Below are 21594 nucleotides of genomic sequence, written 5' to 3' on the forward strand. Positions count from 1 at the left end.
CCCTTATTGTGTGGAATCGGCTTTTTGCACGATTTGATTTAAAATTTTTGGTAAAGCTTCAAACATCTGAATGTTGTACATTTCATGACGATGTTGGTGATCGATACCCTTCAATCCGATTTCTTGCTGCAACCCATAGGCACCAATTTTTTCAGCTTTATCATTAAATCTGCGCGCACCACTCGCCATGACCAAGGTGGCATCACAGTTGCTTTTATCTGCATTGCATTTAATGCTGTCTTGTTTCACTTCGATCTTAAACACCGGTTGCAGACATTCATTTTGCGGAATATGGAAATTGACTTTCATATCCTTTTTGAATCCGGCATTTTCAGTCATGCTAACCACTGAATCTTTCAATAAAGTCTGGCCTTTAAAGCCTGAACCTGTAGCATAAAATGGCCGTTTCGACTGACTGGTAAACGCGTGATAAATCAAAGGACCAAAACCATAGAAAGGAATTTCGCCGACTTGCTCGGTATGCAAACCCGGACATAAAACACGGGCTTGTTTTGAATCACCAACCGGAGCAGAGCTATCCAGCAAAACACTGTCACCAGAACGCACTGGTAAACGATCTCTGCTGCTGACAGGAAAATCTAATTGCGCTTTGACTTTCGCACCCTGACGTTCCAGTACAGTGGCTTCCCATGTTGGAATCAGGATATTACGCCCTGCTGCTTTATCTTGATGATAGACATGGACTTTCATGCCGGTCGTTAAGCGCTCGCCAGCATCATCAATGCTAATGCTCTGACCACTTGAAGCCGAGACTTTTAAATCAGAACGGGTGAATTGAATGCCTTTTTGAAATTTTTGACCTAGTTTCAAAAGTGCATTTTTCAGTACCACTTCCTTACGCGCATCTAAAGAAAAGCCCATTCCTTCAGAAATAACGTCTTTAATATCATCTGTTGCGTGGGCGGAATAAATAACACGACCGGAGTGATCAATCATTTCAGCAAAGACTTCGCTATGAAAAACCTGCTGCTGGGTCATTTTGCCGATCTGCTGTTGGTAGGCAATCACTGGAACGACATTAATGCGAATAAAGAATTCCGGTAATTCACGCTGATTAATATCTTCACTTTGAGCCAAGGCAGTCTGTTCACTGACACTTTGTGCCATGGCACTATAGCGTCGGTTGACGGGAGTTAAACTAAACGAGGCTTGCTCTCCCACCGCATCAGAAAAGATTTGCTCGATTAGATCTTTCGACTCACCTTGATAAGTCAGCACATCAACCACCAAAGCCTTTGGCTTATTCATGGCTTGACGCGTATTGGTAGATACTTTGCTAAAACGTTTACTATTACCTGACATTAATACTGGCAAAGCTACAGCGTAATCACTGTCCGCATGAACCACACGAATCAAATCACCGTCTGTCGAACTTAGCTCATCCTGTGCGGCAATCCCCTGATTAAAACCTTTATCTAGAACCAGATAAGATTTCCATTGATCGATCACTTGAGTTTCGGTTTCAGCAATTTTAAGTTTCGAGTTTAATTCCTGAGTAACCTGTTGCGTCAAGCTCAGTAAAGTACTTTGAAATTTTTGCTTAATTGCTGCTTTTGTTGCAGCAGATTCAATTTCAGCAGTGAGTACTTGAATCGGTTGAGACAGGGTTGCACTATCGCTATAAATCACTTCGCCCGACAATATATTGGTAAGCTTTAAGCTTAAGGTGACAGGCAGAAAAATTTCTGCGGTCGAATCCTTTTTCACAATGTATTGACTCGCACGTAAAACCTCTAGCGATACAATATAGGTACGATTTTTAGTTTTTTGCGAAATGGTATCAACAATTTGCGTACCAAAATTTTGCTTTAAACTTTGTAAAAAAATTTGCTCTGCTTGCTTACGTGTTGCCGGGTTATCAATCGCCCGACTAAAATCACAGTCAATTGAAGAACCATTGGCTTCATACTTGTTGGGATCTGTACGACAACCTTGTTCTAGACCAAAAATACCTTGAGATGGATAGATTTGTATATTGGCTTGTGCAACAGATACCGAAAGCATCGACATTGCAAACAAGAGTGCTTTAGCTTTTACTTGCATTGTGTACCGCCAATACAAAGTGTAATCGTATTACCTGCCTGTAGGCGTTCTGCACTTGAAAGCGTTGGATTGACTTTACGTAGGGCTTTCGCCAACTCACCGGTAATTGGTTTACTGCTCTTATAGGTCATGGTCAATTCGACCAGTTTGCCATCCTGTGTACGTACATCAATGTTTTCTGCACCTTCAATTTCTTCAAGTGCCATATACAAATCATCACCTAAACGTGTAGAGACATTGCCTGAAACACTTTTCACAAAAATGGTGATGTCTTTACCGTACATTGAACGATTTTTAGAGTAGGCAAGAATTTGTGGTCCCACTTGGCTAATCGCTAAATCACCCAGTTTTTTTGCCACATTGGTTCGACATGAATCTGTAGTTGCACCTGTCGATGACTCAGTACGAGTTTCACCGCCCATTAAAGTGCCATCATCTACAGAATAAATTTTAAAACTGACTGCGCCGTCGCAAACAAACTGTCCTGTTGCTTGTGAACGACCACGGTCATAAATGTACGAACTTCCCGCCATAAACCAATCGGCTTTTTCCTTACGTGCCGCAACTGCCAATTTCGCAAGCTCTGTATCACTTAAAAGCTGTTGAATAGTCAGGCTGCGACCTTTCAGGTAAGTACTACGAAAAATATCGGAATCCAACAAGCGTAAATCGTAACGGGAAGCTGCAGCGGCAATTGCATTTAAGGTTTGATTGTCATGTTCAGCTTTAGTACTTGGTGTCTGATATTCCACATATTTCACAAAGCTTTGAATATCGTTCTGGCGTTCAGATTGACTGTAATTTGCCGATTCACTGGCGTTATAACTGCTTGAAGATGCAGATTTACCCGAATTGTTATGACTTGCTGAACGTGCAGAAATGCCTGCACCAGCCCCATAATAATTGCCATAGACATAGCCTGATGCCGCTGCAGATTTGCCTTTAGACGAATAAGAACTGCTGTCGCTTGCTTTGGCACTTTCACTCGCTTTATAGCTAGCATCTTCATCATAGCTATAGCTACGATCGGAGAAATATGAAGTAAATTCTTTTACCGGTTTAGAGTTATCTTTAGGTACACCGAAATATTCGTCCATAACAATCATGATTGGGCTTGAACGACTGTTCTTTTTAGAGAGACCAAAATCATTCAGAATAGAGCGGAATTCTTGGTCGTCCATTTCCAAGCTAATTTGAGTCACTAACTCATTCTTGCCTTGAGTCGAACTTCCACGATTCATGATATAGGTCGGATCAACTTGCTTCACAATTTCATCTAAATACTGTTGTGCCTCACCCATGGCTTGTGGACCATTTATTTTTTTGATCATTGCAATGACGGCATCTGTTTTCGCATTGTTGAATGCCTGGTTACGTGTGCCATTCGGATCTTTTTTGATAATAGCTGCTTTACCCTCACCATTTACTTTAATGATTTCTGCATTGGCAATTTGTCCTGCAAATATACACATGAGCGTCAATACGGTTTTTTTCATCTTTTTACCTTTTTCACTAAAGTTTTTTTGGGTATTACAACTTTTACATTTTGTTTATTTTTTACGTGATTTATAAATCTACAAAAAACCAACAAATAATAAACACATTTTAATATTAACTCCATCACATAATTTTATTTTTTATTGATTTTCAATAAATTATAAATATTTAACTTATTATTTAGAAACTCTAAACAAAAAATTCTTAGATTAAGGGCGAGTTTTAAATGAGTTTTAAATGAGTTTTAAATGAGTTTTAAATGAGTTTTTTAAATAATTTTAAGTGTGTTCGGAGTAAGACCAATAAAGCTGATCCAAACCCAACAGGTCATAATGAAAAGAAAAATGTGAGGTGAAGCTGAATAATAAATTGAGATGCTTTTTTCAAACCAAAATAGCCATTAAAAGACACCTGCCAAACTCAGCCCGCAATTTATTAACCGAATAAGCAATATGTTTTTGGCGAAAAGAAAATAAGTAAAATTGAAATAAAAAAGAACCTGATTAACAGGCTCTTTAAAAAACTCAATGATCCATAAAGTTTATTTTAAAAAACTCTTTTAGGATGGGAAAAATATTTTAATTTCTGGAAAAGTAAAACCTTTACAGGATGCCTCTGAACGCCATGCGACCGTTAACATGACATGAGCTAAATTGAAATTTTGATACGCAAATGTTCCGATTAAAGGATGACTACATAATCCTCCATCATAAACAGGATGCACCCGAGTCTCCAGCTCATTTAAATTGAGATGTATCCCCAAGCCAGATGCTTTCAATACCGCTTCTTTTGTGGTCCAGACTTTAAACCAATAATCACGATCGTGTTCCAGTTCATTCCAGTGTTGCAATTCATTGGGGTGAAAAGCATGTGCTGCTAAAGCTTCAAATCGTACCTTTCGGTCCAAGTCTTCAATATCCACCCCTAAATCTTGCATATGAATACTGGTGGCTAATGCATATTTTTTTTGACTATGACTATGATTAAAATAAAATTCAGGAGATTTAATCAAATATGGTTTGCCATGTTGGGTTGTAGCAAAATCTTCTTGCTGAATGGTTGTGCCTAATTGCTGGGAGAGCAATTGATTGCGGTAACGATAGATGGCCTGTTTTTGCTGTTGAATTTTGGTCTTGCGATCTAATTCCGTAGATAAAGGGACAATATGCTCAATTGTATCGACATCTATACGTATCAATCTGGTCACGTGTACACCCATTATCCCAAAAAATATAATGACATCTTAAAACAAAAAAGCCCAAAGTAAACTTCGGGCTTTTATGATCAATAAACGCTTAATTAGCTTCTAAATTTCTTTTCAGCTTTCTTGAATTTCTGAACATAACGACGTTTACGTGCTGCAATGCGTTCATCCATTTGCGTTTTACGACCTTCAAATGGATTTTCAGACGTTTTAAAGTCAATACGAACCGGTGTGCCTTCAAGTTTATAGACACGGCGGAATACATTTTCCAAATAGCGACGATAATCCGCAGGTGTTTTATCAACCTTGTTACCATGCACAATGATTGTTGGTGGATTTTGACCACCCATATGGGCATAACGCATTTTAATACGTTTACCGCTAATCATTGGCGGTTGATGGGCTTCAGTTGCATCATTCAAAATTTGGGTTAATTTCGCAGGTGAAACTTTCAAATGTGAAGAATCAAACGCACGGTGAATTGAAGGATATAACTCCCCTACACCTGTACCATGCAATGCAGAAATTAAATGCACTTTAGCCCAGGGGATAAAGTCAAAACGACGGTCGACATCAAGCTTACATTGCTTGCGGTCGTATTCTGTCATATTGTCCCATTTGTTGATTGCAATCACCATTGCCCGGCCCGCTTCTAAAGCATAGCCAATCAAATGTAGATCTTGTTCAACCACGCCTTCACGTGCATCCAACACCACAACCACAACGTGAGCGTCTTTAATGGCTTGCAAAGTTTTCACGATTGAGAATTTCTCAACCATTTCATCTACCTTGCCTTTACGACGTACACCTGCAGTATCAATCAGCGTGTATTTCTGCTCATTCCGTTCATACGGAATATAAATAGAATCACGCGTGGTACCTGGCATGTCATAAACCACAACACGCTCTTCACCCAGTAAACGGTTAACCAAAGTCGATTTTCCGACATTCGGACGACCAATGACGGCTAAGCGTAAACCGGTGTTCTGATCATGTAACTCAGGATCTTCATCCTCAGGAACATCTTCAAGTACATCTTCAAGCATTTGAGCGACACCACGACCGTGGCTTGCTGCAACATGCATGGGTTCGCCAAAGCCGAGTTGATAAAATTCAACCACTGCAGCTTCTGCATGTACACCATCAACTTTGTTTGCAACCAAGTAAACTTTTTTCCCGAGGGTACGAAGTTCTCGTGCAATTTGTTCATCTGACGCTAGTAATCCCGCACGCGCATCAACAACAAAAACAATAATATCGGCTTCATTAATGGCTGTTTTTGATTGCTCAGCCATATATGAATCAATACCGGCTTCACTTTCGCCGATACCGCCTGTATCGACTACAATGAAGGATTTATTTTGGAATACTGCATCGCCATATTTGCGGTCACGAGTAAGACCAGCAAAGTCAGCAACGAGTGCATCACGACTCTTGGTAATCTGGTTAAATAACGTTGATTTACCGACGTTCGGACGTCCAATTAGCGCAATTACGGGTTTCATAAATTAACGGTTCTGCCAAACGCTTAACGCGCCCTTTCTGGTGGAGACATATAGTTGTCCATCAATTTCGCGTAGTGAACGTACTTCACCACTTGTTTTTGATCGACCAATGAGTTGCCCAGAAGTTGGATCGATCAGGTGCAATACACCATCTAGATCACCAACCACAAGGTCTTGTCCGAGCACAACAGGATTACTGAGCTGACGATTGAGCAAGCTATCGTTTTGCCATAATTGCTCACCTGTTGTGAGTGCATAAGCAGTGATTTTTCCATCTGCCTGTGCAACAAAAACGGTATTATTCATTACTTCTGGACGTTGAATACTGCTTGCATCTTCACTCCACACCACTTGTTGTGAAGCCAAATCTGTAACAGTGACTTGTCCTTGGAAACTGGTTGTTACAAGAAACTGACCTGCAACAACTGGATCGCCATCAATATCATTGAGGCGTTGAATATCTGAACGGCCATCGCTTACTGCAACACGGCGCTGCATACGCGGTACGCCACTGAGTATATCAAGGGCATACACATAGGCATTTGATGAAGCAATCAATACCGTACGCGGATCGAGTGCGACCGGAGATGCCATTCCACGTAAGCTAAATTGTACATTAGGAAGGTTATATGTCCAAACTTGCTGACCGGTGGCAAGGTCATGTCCATAAACAGTGCCATCATTACTGACGGTAATCACACGACCGGACTGGATCAATGAAGTCGATAAAATTGATCCAGTTAATTGTGCAGTCCACTTTTGCTCGCCTGTCGCCTGATCTAAAGCAAACAGTTGACCTTTTTTATTGCCAACAACAACAGTGCCTTCACCCGCTTCCACACCAGAACTTAAGCCCTGCTTAGAAACTTTTTTCTCCCAGACACGTTGCTTACCTTGATAAGCCGCGACTTCACCTTCTGGATCTAGGGCAAATATCACACCGTTATCTACATCTAAACGCAGACGTAATGGATCTGCTTTCGAGGTTGATGAAACACTTTGAGAAAATACCGGAACAAGACTTTTGGCTTGGGCCAACTTAGGTAACGGATTCGGTTTGACCTCTTCCACTTTAATTTTATTGGTTGAACAGCCAACAAGTGCGAATGTTAAAATTGTCAGCGCAAACGGTATTTTGTATTTTCTATCCATCATGACTCATCCACTTGTGTTTCTAAAATTGGTCGTTCCACATCAGGATCATCAACTAAAACGCCGACACTTTCGAGTTTAATTTGTAAAACTTGACGCTCCTGCTGACGCTCAACCAGTGCATCCCATGCACTCTGGTACGATTTTTTAGCATTTTCTATATCATTTTTAGCAACATACACATCACCCAGCGCTTCATCAGCAGTCGCTTTAAAAGCGGGATCTGTCACTGCAACCAATGTCTTTAATGCATCATCATATTTCTTTTGTGCAAGTTGAGCATAAGCCAAGCGCAGCTTAACCAACTGAACCAGACCGGCATCATCAAGCTGAGAATTTTCAACTTTCTTTAACGCTCTTTCTGCGTGTGCATAATCCGCTTTGTCATAAGCCAGTTTAGCCATCAACAATTGCGTTTGAATGGCTTGGGCAGAATCTGGGGCTTCTTTTACAATTTTGTCCGCAGTTGCAGACAAGGCATTAAATACGTTGGCATCGCCTTGCGCATTTTTAGCATCATCCATCAACTGTTGAACCTTGGCTGTTTCCATCTGAGATTCAGCCAGGTTTTTCTTCTGCCAATATTCCCATCCGAAAAAGGCAATCAACGCAATTAAAATCCCACTAATCATGGCAGAGCCATATTTCTTAGTGAAAGATTTCAAGCTATCAAGTTGTTCTTCATCACTCAATGCGTTCATGTGATTACCTTTTCCTTATGTTTTTTAAGCTTATTTTGAAGAAAATTTTTCAATGAAAAATGGCACAATATTCGCCACAACAACATCAGTTTGCTCAGCGGTCGCCAATTCTTTCACAGCTAATTGCTGAGCTTCCCACTCACGTTCACCTGCAATCACAGCAAAAATAGCGCCTGATTGATCCGCTTTTTTCATCTGAGATTTCATCGAACCTTGTGAACCGACTTTCAGGCGAATATCGCTATTTGCCGCTTCCAGCTGGTTACGAATTTGTTCTGCAAGTACCAAGGCTTTCCCTTGTGATGCAGGATCCGACAACAAGAATACTTCACAATCGCGTACAGGTGTATGGTCTTCAACCTGCTCAAGTAGAAGCAGTAAACGCTCCATCCCCATCGCAAAACCAACTGCAGGTACAGACTGATCAGCCTTACCTTTCAATTGCCCTACAAGGCCATCATAACGACCACCGGCACAAACTGTTCCTTGTGAACCCAAGTGCGTAGTTGTCCATTCAAAGACAGTTTTGTTGTAGTAGTCCAGACCACGAACCAGTTTCTGGTTGATCACGAAGCTAATACCAGCGTCAGTTAAATACTGCTGCAATTGCGCAAAATGCGCCAAAGTTTCTTCACCCATAAAGTCGTGAAGTTTCGGTGCATTTTCAAGAATTTGTTGCGTACGTGCATCTTTAGAATCGAGAATACGCAGCGGATTGGTTTCTAAACGACGCTGTGAATCTTCATCCAGTTCTGCTTTATGTGACGTTAAGAATTCCACCAATGCAGCGCGATATTCCGCACGTTCGTCTGATTCACCTAAAGTGTTCAATTCAAGTTGAACTTTATCAGCAACACCCATGCGTTTCCACAAACGCGCAGTCATCAAAATCAATTCTGCTTCCATATCTGGTGTAGCCACACCAAATGTTTCCACACCAAATTGATGGAACTGACGGTAACGGCCTTTTTGTGGCTTTTCATAACGGAACATTGGTCCGACATACCACACACGAGGGGTCGCACCGCGAAGCAAATTATGTTCGAGCATGGCACGTACACAACCTGCAGTCCCTTCAGGACGCAAAGTCAAAGACTCAGGTGGATTACCCTTATCTAGGAAAGTGTACATTTCTTTTTCAACAATATCCGTCGCATCACCAATTGAACGTTTGAACAGATTGGTCTGTTCAACAATCGGCAAACGGATTTGCTGGTAGCCATAAGCATCCATAAGTGATGCTAAATGTTGCTCAAGACGTCTCCACGCAGCAGTTTGCGTTGGAAGAATGTCATTAAAACCTTTGATTGCGACAATTGAACTCATGATCTACTCAGAAAAACCTGTGCGAATAATCTCTTTAGATTTAGCTTTTTCAAGCTCTAGAACGCGTTGACGAACCATCGTTTCGATTTCATCAACCAGTTGATTGGTATCGATTAAATGGCTTTTCTCGCCATTACGATACACCAGTGAACGCGGACTTGCACCTACAACGCCAATATCGGCTTCTTTGGCTTCGCCCGGACCATTCACCTTACACCCGATCACGGACACATCCATGGGGGTACGAATATCTTCCAAACGCTCTTCCAGTGATTGCATCACTTTAATCACGTTAAATTCCTGGCGCGAACAGCTTGGGCAGGCAATAAAGTTAATGCCGTTAGAACGAAGCCCCAATGATTTTAAAATATCAAAACCAATTTTCACTTCTTCTTCAGGCTCTGCTGCCAAGGAAATACGCATGGTATCGCCAATGCCTTCCATCAACAGGCCGCCCAAAGCAATCGCTGATTTCACTGAACCAGTCCGGTAAATGCCGGCTTCAGTCACACCCAAATGCAGTGGATTATCGATTTGCGCTGACAATAAACGGTAAGCATCCATGGTCAAAAACACATTTGATGCTTTCACCGAAATCTTGAATTCCTGGAAATCCAGACGGTCTAAAATATCGATATGGCGCATCGCAGATTCAAGTAATGCCTGACCTGTCGGCTCGCCATATTTTTTCTGAATATCTTTTTCCAGTGAACCGGCATTTACACCAATACGCATGGAAATATCGTTATGACGTGCCGCAGCCACCACTTCACGAATTTTTGCTTCCGAACCAATATTGCCCGGATTGATCCGCAAGCAATCTGCACCAGCATCGGCCACAGCCAAAGCAATTTTATAGTCGAAATGAATATCGGCAACCAAGGGTACTGTAACTTGCTTACGGATTTCACCGAATGCTGCTGCTGCTTCCATTGAAGGTACAGAAACACGCATGATGTCCGCACCGACATCGGCACAGCGCTGAATTTGTGCAACAGTTGCCGCGACATCACAGGTTTCAGTATTGGTCATACTCTGGATGCTAATCGGTGCATCACCACCTACATAGACGGAACCAACACGAATTTTACGAGTGGGACGGCGCTTAATCGGATTTTCAATCATTAATATCGCTCTTCTCTTTACCCATTAACGTGACAAACGGAAATCTGCTTTGCTATTCACTGTATAAGGTGACAACGCAATATTTTCATTATTCAAGGTTAAGGTTACAGCTGATGCATCATCCAGACGAATTTGGAATGGAGTTTCACCATTTAATTTCACTGTCGATGCCTGACGACCTGTTGCCAGAACTTTACCGGTTGAATCCACAATATGCACAGAGGTTGGACGGCTAAACTGAAGTTCCAGTTGATCACCCGATACAGCGGTTGAATTATCTAAATTCAATACTTCCACGTCAGATTGTGCTGGGGTAGTTTCTGGGCCATCTTCTTTATTTGACGACATGTTTTGCACAGCTATCACGGCAGCAACTACAGCAAACAGCACCACTAAAGCAATAACACTACGTTTTAACCATTTCTTATTGCGATCACGATTTGAACCTGGCAGTTTGCCCATGATCTTAATCGGTGAATTGTTTAAGGCATGATTCGGCAATAATCCTGTATCATTTTGATAAATTTCATCAAAACGTTGAATAATTGCGCTTGCATCGACCTTTAAATATTTGGCATAAATACGGTAGTAACCTTTAATAAAGGTCGCTTCCGGCAAAGCTTTATAATCATCTTGTTCTAAAGCTGTCAAAGTTTTCACTTGCATGTTCAAATCTTTGGCAGCGTCATTTAATTCACGCTTTTGTGCAATTCGAATTTGACGTAAGTACTCACCTGGACGCTGAACATTTCCTAATGCATTGGGTACTACGCTTGAACCATTTGATTGCTGTGAATTAGGATTTACTTCCATACGGCCTCAGTACTGTACTGTAATTGCAGATAACGTTGGTATTCCGGACTTTCCGGGAAAAGCGCACGCAATTGATTGACTAGTGCCTGCATTCCCATCGTGTCACTATTTGCCCGTGCATTTCGGATACCAATCCAGAGCGCACGCGCACCTTGATTCTTTTGACCTACACCACGCACAAACTGTTCATACAACTGTGTCGCAGCAGTGGTCTGCTGTTTCAAATAAAAAATTTCGGACAACTCTAACATTGAAATAGAGGAATCGCGATTTACTTGTAGGGCCTGTTTGAATGATTTTTCAGCATTCGTCATGTCACCTAGTTTTAAGTAAATGCGTCCAACATTTTCCAGTGCTTTATAGCGCTGATCATAACCCAATGTTGTCGCAGCTACATTGAGTTGCTCAATCGCATCATTATAACGCTCAATTTGATACAAATAAGTACCGTAGTTGTTACGCGCTTGTGCATTTTTCGGATCCGCAGAAATGGCACGCTTAAAATATGCGTCTGCTTTATCCATACTGACTTTACTGCCCTCTTGTTGCAGTAAAATCCCCATCATCATATTCGCAGCGGAATCTCGAGAATTCATTTCAAGCGCTTGATCTAAAGTACGCTTTGCAGAATCCAGATCACCGGATTTAATATATTCTGCAGCCAATTGAGTGCGAACTTTAACTGCTTTTTCTGGATCTTTCTTCACCATTGTTGTCTGTGTCTGACAAGCAGTGATAAAAATAGCAGACATACAAATCGTTGTAATAAAAGCTAATTTATATGCGGGCTTTCTCAATTGACGTCCCCTTTTATTATCCTTGAGAGCGCATAATCTCATTACTTTGCGCAATTTTCTTTTTCCACTGTTCCGCACGACGGGTACGGTCAGCCACTTGACCCACTAACTGTCCGCACGCAGCATCAATATCATCACCACGTGTCTGACGAATCGTACACACAAAACCGGCATCAGACAAAGTTTTTTGGAAAGAAATAATGCGGTTACGGCTTGAACGACCGTATGGTGCATGTGGGAATGGATTAAATGGAATTAAATTAATTTTACTTGGTAAATTTTTGAGTAACTTAATCATTTGTTGTGCATGTTCAGGATGGTCATTCACGCCATCCAGCATCACATACTCAATGGTCACATGTTTACGTGAACTTTCGTTGCCATCTTTAGCAATATAACGTTGACATGCAGCAATCAATTGCTCTAACGGATATTTTTTATTAATTGGAACCAATTCATTACGCAGTTCATCATTTGGCGCATGTAAAGAAATGGCAAGCGCCACATCAATATCTTTCACCATTTGGTCAATCTTCGGTACCACACCTGAAGTTGATAAGGTCACACGGCGTTTAGACATACCATAGGCAAAGTCATCCAGCATAATGCGCATTGAGCTAAGAACAGCTTCATAGTTAAGCAATGGCTCGCCCATGCCCATCATCACCACATTAGTCACTGAACGCTCACGTTCTGCAACGGGGACTTCTTCCATATAGGAATAGTTTGCCATCCAAAGCTGACCGATGATTTCTGCAGGAGTTAAGTCACGCTGGAAACCCTGTTTACCGGTCGAGCAGAATGAACAATCCAGCGCACAACCCACTTGTGAAGAAATACACAAGGTTTTACGTAGACCGGTTTTATCTTCTGCTGGGATCAGTACGGTTTCAACCAGTGAACCTTCACCATCGCCAACGCGGAACACCCATTTACGGGTACCGTCTTTAGAATAGTTACGGTGTACCACTTCTGGTGCTCTGACTTCACAAACCCGTTCGAGTTTTTCACGAAGTTTGCCTGAAATATTGGTCATTTCAGCAAAATCAGTCACAAAGAACTGATGAATCCATTTCATCACCTGACCGGCACGGAACTTCTTCTCGCCAATATCTTCGAAGAATTTTTCCAATTGCGGACGTGACATGCCGAGTAAGTTCACTTTTTCCACAGCATTTTGCTGTGTTGGAGTGGATGGAGATGGTTGCTGTTCAGCTGAAATTGCAGAGACAGCGACGACTTCAGTACTCATGTGTAATTACCTAAACCATGTCTAAAGATGAAAGGAGAAGCTCAATAATCGAGCAAAGTTTTATTCAGAGAATAAAAAAACCAGATAAGTATAATAACACTTATCTGGCTTGAATACTTCGAATTAACGAGTACGTGGAGCAATCTCAGTTTGCGCGAAGAAGTAGTTAACTTCACGATCAGCAGATGCTACAGAGTCAGAACCGTGAGCAGCGTTTTCGTCGATGCTTACAGCGAAATCTGCACGGATAGTACCAGGAGCAGCTTCTTTAGGATTCGTTGCGCCCAAGATATCACGGTGAGCAAGAACAGCGTTTTCGCCTTCAAGAACAGATACAACAACAGGACCAGAAGTCATGAATGCAACTAGGTCACCGAAGAAACCGCGTTCTTTGTGCTCAGCGTAAAAGCCTTCAGCTTCAGCTTGAGTCAAATGTTTCATTTTAGTTGCAACGATTTTAAGACCAGCTTTCTCAAAACGAGCAAAGATGTCGCCAATGTGGTTTTTAGCAACTGCGTCTGGTTTAACGATAGATAAAGCGCGTTCGATAGCCATGATTGGCTCCTTATGTCAATTTGACGAGAAAATTTTGCCGCATTATACCGAGATAATCAGCAAGTATCAGCTTTTGATATGTAAAAAGTTGCTTTTTTCGATTTACTGATTAACGAACTTCGTCAATCCACGCCATTTGAATGCCTTCCAATAAACCTTCAGTCGATTTTTCCGGGTCATCCTTGAAGTCTGGCAATGCACAAACCCATGCATGCAGGTCTGTAAAGCGAATCCATTGTGGATCGACATCTGGATGGGCTTCAGAAAGTTCAATGGCAAGATCAATGGTGTCAGTCCAACGTAAACCCATGGTTATTCCTAAACGCTAAATGGATGCCCTACTTTAACAAATTCCTAAAATCGAGAGAGAGTTTTTCGATTTTTAAAAGACATTTTTATAACACGATATTTAAAAATGGTGCGGTAAAAATAATGCCCGTCGCAACCAACACCCCAATCAATGCGCCTACAATCACATCGCTAGGATAATGCAACCCTAAAACCATACGTGATACGGCAACCAAAAGCGTAAACGGCAACATAAAAACAAGTAACATCGGCTGAATATAGCCCAACACTGTACTGGCCATGACAGCATGCAAGGTATGTCCAGACGGAAAACTGAAATGATCTAGCGGCGGCTCTTGTAACAGAACCACTTGATGCACCTGATAAGGTCGAGGACGCGTGGTTTTTTGTTTTAAAATTTTATAAATTGCAGAGCCCACAGATCCACTAATTAAGATATACAGCAATTGCTCTATATAAAAGCTATCTTCCAGTACCCAAAGACTGGCCAACATTAGGCACCAAAACAAACCATTGCCCAGACGGCTGATAATTTTAAAAAAATAGGCAACGGTTTGTGAATGGGAAAAATGATTCAGATATAAACATCCTTTTAAATCGAGATCCAGCATCGTTATTATTGCTTTTTTTAATTTCATGATGATGCTCCTTTAAGCGTCTGCTTAAAATTCAGGATGTCATTTGCCTCTCTCTGGCAACTCCATAAAGTGCCTGTTCAAATTGTCGTACCGGATGCTGCCATCCTGCATCCATTACTGTTTCACGGGCTTTCATCCCCATGTATTTCAACTGTTGATTATTCGGCAATTGATCAATTGACTGAATCAGTTTATCCATCCGACCTAAAGGACTTAACCAACCGGTTTCACCATTTTTCACATGCAAGTGCGCACTGGCATAATTATAAGCAATTATCGGCAAGCCACTTGCCATAGCCTCAAGCACAACATTACCAAAGGTTTCCACTTGGCTAGCGAATACAAATACATTGGCGCTTGCATAGGCCTGAGCTAAATTCAAACCGCTTAAGTTTCCCATAAAAATAACGTCATGACTTTGGCATAACATTTCCAATCGGCTTCGATCTGGCCCGTCACCGACAATAACGAGTTTTACATCCTGCCGAGTCGCTCGCTTCATAGCCATATATGCATTCACCACAACCTCTATTTCCTTTTCGGGAGATAGCCGTCCTACATACAACATCACCCTGGTTTCTGCAGTGACCTTCCACTGTTGGCGCAAAGCATCCGAACGATGTTCTGGAGAAAAACATGCAACATCCACACCACGCCCGACAATAGCTAAAGGACAACGAACTCCAAACTTTCTTAAAATATATTCTGTATCTTTGCTGGGAATACATGTCAGTTGTGTATTGTTATGAAACCAACGTAAATAATGCTGAACGGGCTTAACTAAAAAAGCCAAATCAAAGAAGCGACTAAATTCTTGAAAAGGTGAATGGAAGCCACTTGAAACAGGAATTCCTTTGGTTTTTGCAGCCTGCAAAGCACTTAAACCCAAGGGTCCTTCGGTAACAATATGCACAAGGTCTGGTACAAATCCATCCAGTGCATATGATACTTTTAAAAATTGCGGCCAACCAAATTGAAGGTTTGAATACTTGGGAATAGATTGCGCTCTGACCAGACACTCTTTAGTGGGTGTAAAGTCATGACAAGTCCGCTGTTGCTCTGGTCGAATCAGTAAAATTTTATGACCTTGTTTTTGTAAGCCTTTACATAATTGTAGTAAAGACAGTGCCACTCCATTAATTTCTGGAGGCCAGGTCTCGGTAACAATAGCTATTTTTAGGCGTGGACGAACCAAGTCACTTAAAACCTGGATCTCATCGCACCTAATATCTTGCTTTTTTTGTTTAAAAAAAAATTGAAAACTTTCTGGAAAATCTTGTTGTTTGAACAGACTTGTCGTATATAAATTTGTCATACAACACCTATATCATTATTTTAAACCTAGCTTAGATGTTGTTTCTTGCAGTTTGATGATTTTTAGATGACCGTTTCTTGACATATTTTATAAGGCAAATTTTATAAAACAAAATGAATAAAGACTAAAGCATTACCTATGTAACGTGCTCGTTAAATATCTCTTTACGGCTGATTTGTATCCATAAAAATCCTTATATTCCCTCAGCACTGATATATAAAACCATTCAAATAACAAGCTTAAGTAAACTGCCTTCCAAACTAAACTATTTTGGGACGGCACTTAAATTATCGAAATAAATTCTCTACGCTCTAGTCATTTTTGTTATTGAGCAACTCAAAACAATCTATAGATTGGGTAACTTATTTAATAACCAAATTTATTTTAGAATGAAATATCAACTGAAACTCGATCTCGATAGATGCCTGCAGGAACACCATTTAAGGGATTATCTTCAAGTTGTACAGAGATAATATATTTTTGTCTTTGCGCCCCGGCCTGATTAAGATGCACTCCCCATAAATTTTGATTTGCTCCTCTCAAATTTAACTTGGTCCGTAATTTATACGGCCCATTTGAAATATAACTCATTCCATTCGGTGTGGTTAAATTTTGGCTATTGAATAAAATTGAATAGCTCGCGTCACATGAAATATTAAATGAAGTTGCCGACTGACTACGCTGATAACTTGCCAAGCGCATTTCTGAGTTGGTAAATCCATCAATTGAACATTGTTGAGCAGCAACCATTTCACTCATCAATGCGCCTAAAATTATTAAAATGAATTTATTCATTTTCAACTCCTATTTACATACGGTACTCAAAACCTGATTAGCTAAATTTTCGAATTGATTCTGATTAAGGACAAATTGAGACTGGCATTGCGTTCCCCCTTGCGTCTTAACTACAAGGTTGTAACGATCAGGCTTGGATACATACAAATAGACGATCCCATCACTACCCATAAAATATGGCTCTGTGGATATGCCTTGTACCTGAACTTCTGATCCTGCCAATACATTATTTCCATTGATATCTTTAATATTTATAGCAAGGCGTTTCGTTTTATAAATGGGAAAATCGATTTTATATCCGCGTTGATCTAGGCCAACCAGTCTTTTAGAAGAAGATTCAAAAGTTTCCTCCATAGGTAGCTGATTCTGATCAAAAGAAATATCATAATTTATATAAGGAATAATATGATGTACAAACATATAGCCTTTATTATTGGTGCTACCGACTAGTGAGGAGGATTTATAAATATCCAAATTTGAATGATTATTGACGTTAACAAGGGCAAAAGCATTATCGGCATATTTGGTTAATGCCGCTTTATTACCCAACCAAACTAATGCGCCTTCAAACATGGCTTGTGAAATTCGATTATCTTGATATTCATCATGAGAAACACGTAAATTACCAATATCAGTTTTCCATAACCCATAAGCATTATAATTTATTTCATCTTCAATTCGATTTACACCTAATACATAGTCAAAGCCATTTTGTGTCATCGTTGTTTTTCTAAAGCTTAGTCGGGTTTCATCGTTATCAGTATCATGGTTTAAATTAATTTGACCTTTTCCAACCCAATTATAATTAAATGCAATATTAAACCCATAGTCTTCATCATCTCCAAAATCTTTAAAAAAACCCAAAGTTGAATACAAATTATTGGTTAAATTTTTTCTTGCAATAATATCAAAAACTTTGCGGTCATTCGGGTCAGCATTATTAGACGTATAATTTGTCTGATCGATATAACTTATGTTTAGTCCATCTATATATTTAAGGTTATAAAAATTAAAATAAACCAGATTGGAGGTTTTTATATTAGAATTAAATTCTTCATCGCTAATATATTTATATTGTTCAGAAAAAAAACGGCTATTTAGTCCAAATGACCAATTCATAAAATCTCGGCTAAGAGATACAGAAGCACCATATCCTTGCTCATTTTCAGCATCACTTAGCGCAAAAGCAGTGTCTAAAAGTACAAATTTACTTAATGCTTGAGTCCATAACAAACTGGCATTACTCGCCTCCTCACTATATAAAACATCTCCTCCTAAAGTAGTGGATGAAGTAATTCCTCGCCGAAAATATAATTTTGAAAAAAAGTCTCGGTAATCATCATCAACCTCATCATAGTTATATCTGAGTTTACCTAAAGAGAAATTGTATTCATTTAATTTAGGTTTGAGTAATTGATTATTGATATAGATAGGAAAACTCTGAACAGTTCTATTACCCAAAATATCTTCTACAACAATTTGGGCATTTCCTGCCTGATTAATGAGTGCACCTGTAGGCAGGGAGTAATTACCTGGTGTCACAGAATTTTTATACAATTGAACGCCATTAAGGTATAAATCAACTGTGGAAGGTAGCGCAGCACTTCCTTTTAGAGTCGGTGCATTCCAGTAAATAAAATCTGGCCGATCTGTATAATTCGTCCCAATACTCAGCCCTCCAAACCGGAATGAATTATTTAAAGTGTTATAAGGACTGGTCGTATCCCCTAGTGTTAATGTTAAAAATTTTTCAGGAAACTCAATATCTAAAGTACTGTTTACTCGAAGTAATTTCTTTTCGAATTCATCTGGACTATTTCTATATAAAAAAGAATTTTTTAATAACCAATAGTCTTTAAATAGGCCTAGTTCAGAAAACGTATTAAAGTCCTGCTCATAATTATCTTTACTATAAAAAAGACTATAGTTCAAAAAACCACCAAAACTTGCTTTTTCTGGAGGCGTAGTAGTATTTAAATTATATTGCGTATCTTCAAAATAATCTGGTGGAAAATTTATTTTTATTGCTTGTAAAGCCTGATCATCTTCAAATTTTATTAAAGATGAAGTCAATAGACAAAAATCTTTTTTAATCGTATCCCTGCTCAATTTCTCAATACGGACCCCCACATTTTTTAAGGCCTGACATTCAATAAATTTTTTTCCATCTCTCAAAAAAGTAACTGCTTCCGTTTTATAATCAAGGCCATTGATCCAGATATTTACAATGACCATACCCACTTCTTGTTGTTGATTTACTTGCTGATTAATATCTGCATTTACATGAGTAAAACCTATACTACAAACGATCATTGTAAGAATTTTATTGGCCTTCATAGCACTCCCCCCTATCCTTTTACCGAGTATTCCAAATACTTCTCATCCTTATCTGTTTTAATTTTAATTTTTAACTCATTATTATTAGTAATTTCTCCAAGCTCAAGCTTGATCCGATTCCCCCCTAAAATATATTGACCTAATTTCTTTTTTAAAATTTCTTTATCTTTATTATCCGTTACAAGAATTTCAATAATTTTTATGTGCGATTTGGCCACATTATCAATATTTAAATAAGCCTGATTATCTAATTTCTCTAATTTTAGATTTAATTTAGGATTCACCTGTTTTCCAGCAAATAATGGCAAAGAAAAATTAAATAAAAAATTAATAGTAGAATCATCTTCAATAGGGGCAACTTCTTTAAAAATGATACGCCATGTTTGTTCTTGATTCATATTTGTTAATGGTTGACTAAAACCAACACGTACAACTTGTTTACTTTCGGGCTTTAATTCAAAAGTTTTAGGATTAAATAAAAGTGTTTTATCTTCTTCTAAAATATCTTCACCTTGCTGATTTTGTTTCCACTTCACTGCAGAAATTTCAAATATCCGTGATTTCTTTAATCCTGTGCTTTCGACGCTGACCGTGGTACTTCTTTGCCGGGTAGAATCTTGAATATATAGTTGTATAGGGTTAAATTTTATTCCTGCAGATACAGATAAACTCCACAAAAGTAATCCGCAAAAACCTATTATTTTTTTCATCATTCTTTGCCCCAAATATATAAAATTATTTTTCTGCTATAAAGGCTAAAAATAGGAGATGCTGAAATGCACCTCCTATATGATCTTTTTTTTAAAATAGAGAATGCTTGTAAGTTAGAATTTAACTTCTACACCATAAGTTCCTCGGTAAGTACCCGCATATGTTCCGATACCAATGTTACGGGCCTGAGCTCGAACACCATAAGTATGTTCCCGTCCATCCCAAGTAACCGTCGAGCCACTACTGTATGCAGCCCCACCCCGTCGAGTAGTTTGAACACTTACCGGCACAGAACGAGTACCATTGACCAGTGTTCCAGGAGGTGTAATGGTCAAACTATAATCAGCATTGGTACGTACACCAAAGGTTGTGGCGTCTGTATAATTATTTTGTTCTGTAAGTACAAGACTTGAATCTGCAATATCAAGATCACAATGTTTTGGAACTTCTAATACAATATCAATTTTGCCTTTACAGTCATGACCGCAAGAAGATTTTCCTGGTTTATGCCCACCTCCACGATCTGCTTCTCCTGCATGCACGCTTGTTACACATACACCAAAGGCTAGTGCTGCTAATGCGGCTTGTATTGTTTTATTCATAACTTTCTCCATTTCTTTTTAAAGAATGTAATAAGAATGTTTATATATTTAATGTTAACAATTACGTTTGTAACTCTTTTTATTATGAGTAAGGTTTCGTAATCGTTGAGTTATCTTATTACGATTAATATAAAAATTTTAAAAATGTTATTATTCACAATATTTTTTTATATTTTAATTTTTCAATACCATTCATAGATAGAATACTATTTTTATTAAGGTTTAAATTACTAAACAATAAGATACAATTTAAACTTGTTTCCAATTATGTCAAAAAACAACTAAATATTTCTTAAAATAAATTAATAAAAAACTAAATACTTAATTTCTATATTTTTTTTAAATTATGAAGGTATTACACAAAAACATCATAAGATTACATAAATTACAAAAGAGTAAAATTTATTTCTTATTTTCTAATAAACACGTGATTTATTTTTTAATTTTACGTTATTTTTATAACAACCTCTGATTTGAATAATTTTATGCTCACACTCTCATCATTAAAATATTAAACAATTAAAAACATTCAATAAAAATTAAAAATTCACTTTATAAATCTTATTCAAAATAAAAATCTTGTCATAATTATTCATTATTATGATTGTATTTATATTGCTTCCGATATTCTCTGAATCGTGAGCAATCGTACTTACTTTAATTCAGCATGTAATGTTTTAAGAATGATTTTCCTAAGAAATTAAATCGTATATTTATTGAGAAATAAATTATAAAAAAATTAAATGAATATTTATTTAAATAAAATTTATAATTTAGGATTAAAAAGCGATTAATACTATTATTAAAAAATACATAAGCCAACCCATGTAAAATCCACTTAGCTTAAAAAAAATGAGTTAATTCAGACTATTAAATTACACTTATTTCACATACAG

19 protein-coding genes are annotated in these 21594 nt (G+C 38.8%); all 19 read right to left on the reverse strand.

Translation table 11 applies throughout. The features are described from left to right. Positions 1-3 precede the first annotated feature (3 nt). On the reverse strand, positions 4-2064 hold the full coding sequence (locus E0H81_RS01480) for a hypothetical protein (protein WP_131315955.1): 2061 nt from the start codon (positions 2062-2064) through the stop codon (positions 4-6). Beyond that, positions 2055-3560, reverse strand: coding sequence for a hypothetical protein (locus tag E0H81_RS01485; protein ID WP_131315957.1), 1506 nt, complete (start codon positions 3558-3560; stop codon positions 2055-2057). The genes E0H81_RS01480 and E0H81_RS01485 overlap by 10 nt, the downstream gene beginning before the upstream one ends. A gap of 560 nt (positions 3561-4120) precedes the next feature. Next, positions 4121-4768, reverse strand: a complete 648-nt coding sequence (locus E0H81_RS01490) for a 4'-phosphopantetheinyl transferase family protein (RefSeq protein WP_131315959.1) — start codon at positions 4766-4768, stop codon at positions 4121-4123. A 92-nt stretch (positions 4769-4860) separates the two neighbouring features. Continuing rightward, a complete protein-coding gene (der, locus tag E0H81_RS01495; RefSeq protein WP_131267124.1) occupies positions 4861-6270 on the reverse strand; it encodes a ribosome biogenesis GTPase Der in 1410 nt (469 codons plus the stop codon). A gap of 3 nt (positions 6271-6273) precedes the next feature. Next, positions 6274-7422, reverse strand: coding sequence for an outer membrane protein assembly factor BamB (gene bamB, locus E0H81_RS01500; RefSeq protein WP_131316204.1), 1149 nt, complete (start codon positions 7420-7422; stop codon positions 6274-6276). Further along, complete coding sequence (locus tag E0H81_RS01505; protein WP_131315961.1) at positions 7422-8123, reverse strand: YfgM family protein; 702 nt, start codon at positions 8121-8123, stop codon at positions 7422-7424. The genes bamB and E0H81_RS01505 overlap by 1 nt, the downstream gene beginning before the upstream one ends. A gap of 30 nt (positions 8124-8153) precedes the next feature. Beyond that, positions 8154-9449: a histidine--tRNA ligase gene (gene hisS, locus E0H81_RS01510; RefSeq protein WP_131315963.1), complete on the reverse strand. Its 1296-nt coding sequence runs from the start codon at positions 9447-9449 to the stop codon at positions 8154-8156. A 3-nt stretch (positions 9450-9452) separates the two neighbouring features. Beyond that, positions 9453-10574: a flavodoxin-dependent (E)-4-hydroxy-3-methylbut-2-enyl-diphosphate synthase gene (gene ispG / locus E0H81_RS01515; protein ID WP_131267127.1), complete on the reverse strand. Its 1122-nt coding sequence runs from the start codon at positions 10572-10574 to the stop codon at positions 9453-9455. A gap of 24 nt (positions 10575-10598) precedes the next feature. Continuing rightward, a complete protein-coding gene (locus E0H81_RS01520) occupies positions 10599-11387 on the reverse strand; it encodes a helix-turn-helix domain-containing protein (protein ID WP_131315965.1) in 789 nt (262 codons plus the stop codon). Next, positions 11378-12139, reverse strand: a complete 762-nt coding sequence (gene pilW, locus E0H81_RS01525; RefSeq protein ID WP_131315967.1) for a type IV pilus biogenesis/stability protein PilW — start codon at positions 12137-12139, stop codon at positions 11378-11380. The genes E0H81_RS01520 and pilW overlap by 10 nt, the downstream gene beginning before the upstream one ends. A 61-nt stretch (positions 12140-12200) precedes the next feature. Then, entirely contained in the window at positions 12201-13436 is a 1236-nt protein-coding gene (rlmN, locus tag E0H81_RS01530; RefSeq protein ID WP_131315969.1) for a dual-specificity RNA methyltransferase RlmN, read from the reverse strand. A 123-nt stretch (positions 13437-13559) separates the two neighbouring features. Next, positions 13560-13991, reverse strand: coding sequence for a nucleoside-diphosphate kinase (ndk, locus tag E0H81_RS01535; protein ID WP_131267131.1), 432 nt, complete (start codon positions 13989-13991; stop codon positions 13560-13562). A gap of 109 nt (positions 13992-14100) precedes the next feature. Further along, the gene (iscX, locus tag E0H81_RS01540; RefSeq protein WP_086192927.1) at positions 14101-14301 is read right to left on the reverse strand and encodes a Fe-S cluster assembly protein IscX; all 201 of its coding nucleotides are present in this window, start codon (positions 14299-14301) and stop codon (positions 14101-14103) included. Between the two features lie 85 nt (positions 14302-14386). Then, positions 14387-14938: a phosphatase PAP2 family protein gene (locus tag E0H81_RS01545; protein ID WP_131315971.1), complete on the reverse strand. Its 552-nt coding sequence runs from the start codon at positions 14936-14938 to the stop codon at positions 14387-14389. A gap of 31 nt (positions 14939-14969) precedes the next feature. Beyond that, positions 14970-16253, reverse strand: a complete 1284-nt coding sequence (locus E0H81_RS01550) for a glycosyltransferase family 4 protein (RefSeq protein ID WP_131315973.1) — start codon at positions 16251-16253, stop codon at positions 14970-14972. A 384-nt stretch (positions 16254-16637) separates the two neighbouring features. Continuing rightward, positions 16638-17048 carry a hypothetical protein gene (locus E0H81_RS01555; protein ID WP_131267134.1) on the reverse strand — a complete coding sequence of 137 codons (411 nt, stop codon included), beginning with the start codon at positions 17046-17048 and terminating at the stop codon, positions 16638-16640. Between the two features lie 9 nt (positions 17049-17057). After that, on the reverse strand, positions 17058-19385 hold the full coding sequence (locus E0H81_RS01560) for a fimbria/pilus outer membrane usher protein (RefSeq protein WP_131315975.1): 2328 nt from the start codon (positions 19383-19385) through the stop codon (positions 17058-17060). An 11-nt stretch (positions 19386-19396) separates the two neighbouring features. Continuing rightward, on the reverse strand, positions 19397-20098 hold the full coding sequence (locus E0H81_RS01565; RefSeq protein ID WP_131315977.1) for a fimbrial biogenesis chaperone: 702 nt from the start codon (positions 20096-20098) through the stop codon (positions 19397-19399). Positions 20099-20209: 111 nt separating this feature from the next. Beyond that, positions 20210-20638: a hypothetical protein gene (locus E0H81_RS01570; protein WP_244926484.1), complete on the reverse strand. Its 429-nt coding sequence runs from the start codon at positions 20636-20638 to the stop codon at positions 20210-20212. Positions 20639-21594 lie beyond the last annotated feature (956 nt).

The sequence above is a fragment of the Acinetobacter terrestris genome (genome assembly GCF_004331155.1).
GTDB classification, from domain to species: domain Bacteria; phylum Pseudomonadota; class Gammaproteobacteria; order Pseudomonadales; family Moraxellaceae; genus Acinetobacter; species Acinetobacter terrestris.

What these genes read in the sequence shown, in the direction of transcription:
- E0H81_RS01480 (WP_131315955.1), bottom strand. Translation starts at nt 2,064, where the DNA reads ATGCAAGTAAAAGCTAAAGCACTCTTGTTTGCAATGTCGATGCTTTCG.
- E0H81_RS01485 (WP_131315957.1), bottom strand. Translation starts at nt 3,560, where the DNA reads ATGAAAAAAACCGTATTGACGCTCATGTGTATATTTGCAGGACAAATT.
- der (WP_131267124.1), bottom strand. Translation starts at nt 6,270, where the DNA reads ATGAAACCCGTAATTGCGCTAATTGGACGTCCGAACGTCGGTAAATCA.
- bamB (WP_131316204.1), bottom strand. Translation starts at nt 7,422, where the DNA reads ATGGATAGAAAATACAAAATACCGTTTGCGCTGACAATTTTAACATTC.
- E0H81_RS01505 (WP_131315961.1), bottom strand. Translation starts at nt 8,123, where the DNA reads ATGAACGCATTGAGTGATGAAGAACAACTTGATAGCTTGAAATCTTTC.
- hisS (WP_131315963.1), bottom strand. Translation starts at nt 9,449, where the DNA reads ATGAGTTCAATTGTCGCAATCAAAGGTTTTAATGACATTCTTCCAACG.
- ispG (WP_131267127.1), bottom strand. Translation starts at nt 10,574, where the DNA reads ATGATTGAAAATCCGATTAAGCGCCGTCCCACTCGTAAAATTCGTGTT.
- E0H81_RS01520 (WP_131315965.1), bottom strand. Translation starts at nt 11,387, where the DNA reads ATGGAAGTAAATCCTAATTCACAGCAATCAAATGGTTCAAGCGTAGTA.
- pilW (WP_131315967.1), bottom strand. Translation starts at nt 12,139, where the DNA reads ATGTCTGCTATTTTTATCACTGCTTGTCAGACACAGACAACAATGGTG.
- rlmN (WP_131315969.1), bottom strand. Translation starts at nt 13,436, where the DNA reads ATGAGTACTGAAGTCGTCGCTGTCTCTGCAATTTCAGCTGAACAGCAA.
- ndk (WP_131267131.1), bottom strand. Translation starts at nt 13,991, where the DNA reads ATGGCTATCGAACGCGCTTTATCTATCGTTAAACCAGACGCAGTTGCT.
- iscX (WP_086192927.1), bottom strand. Translation starts at nt 14,301, where the DNA reads ATGGGTTTACGTTGGACTGACACCATTGATCTTGCCATTGAACTTTCT.
- E0H81_RS01545 (WP_131315971.1), bottom strand. Translation starts at nt 14,938, where the DNA reads ATGAAATTAAAAAAAGCAATAATAACGATGCTGGATCTCGATTTAAAA.
- E0H81_RS01550 (WP_131315973.1), bottom strand. Translation starts at nt 16,253, where the DNA reads ATGACAAATTTATATACGACAAGTCTGTTCAAACAACAAGATTTTCCA.
- E0H81_RS01555 (WP_131267134.1), bottom strand. Translation starts at nt 17,048, where the DNA reads ATGAATAAATTCATTTTAATAATTTTAGGCGCATTGATGAGTGAAATG.
- E0H81_RS01560 (WP_131315975.1), bottom strand. Translation starts at nt 19,385, where the DNA reads ATGAAGGCCAATAAAATTCTTACAATGATCGTTTGTAGTATAGGTTTT.
- E0H81_RS01565 (WP_131315977.1), bottom strand. Translation starts at nt 20,098, where the DNA reads ATGATGAAAAAAATAATAGGTTTTTGCGGATTACTTTTGTGGAGTTTA.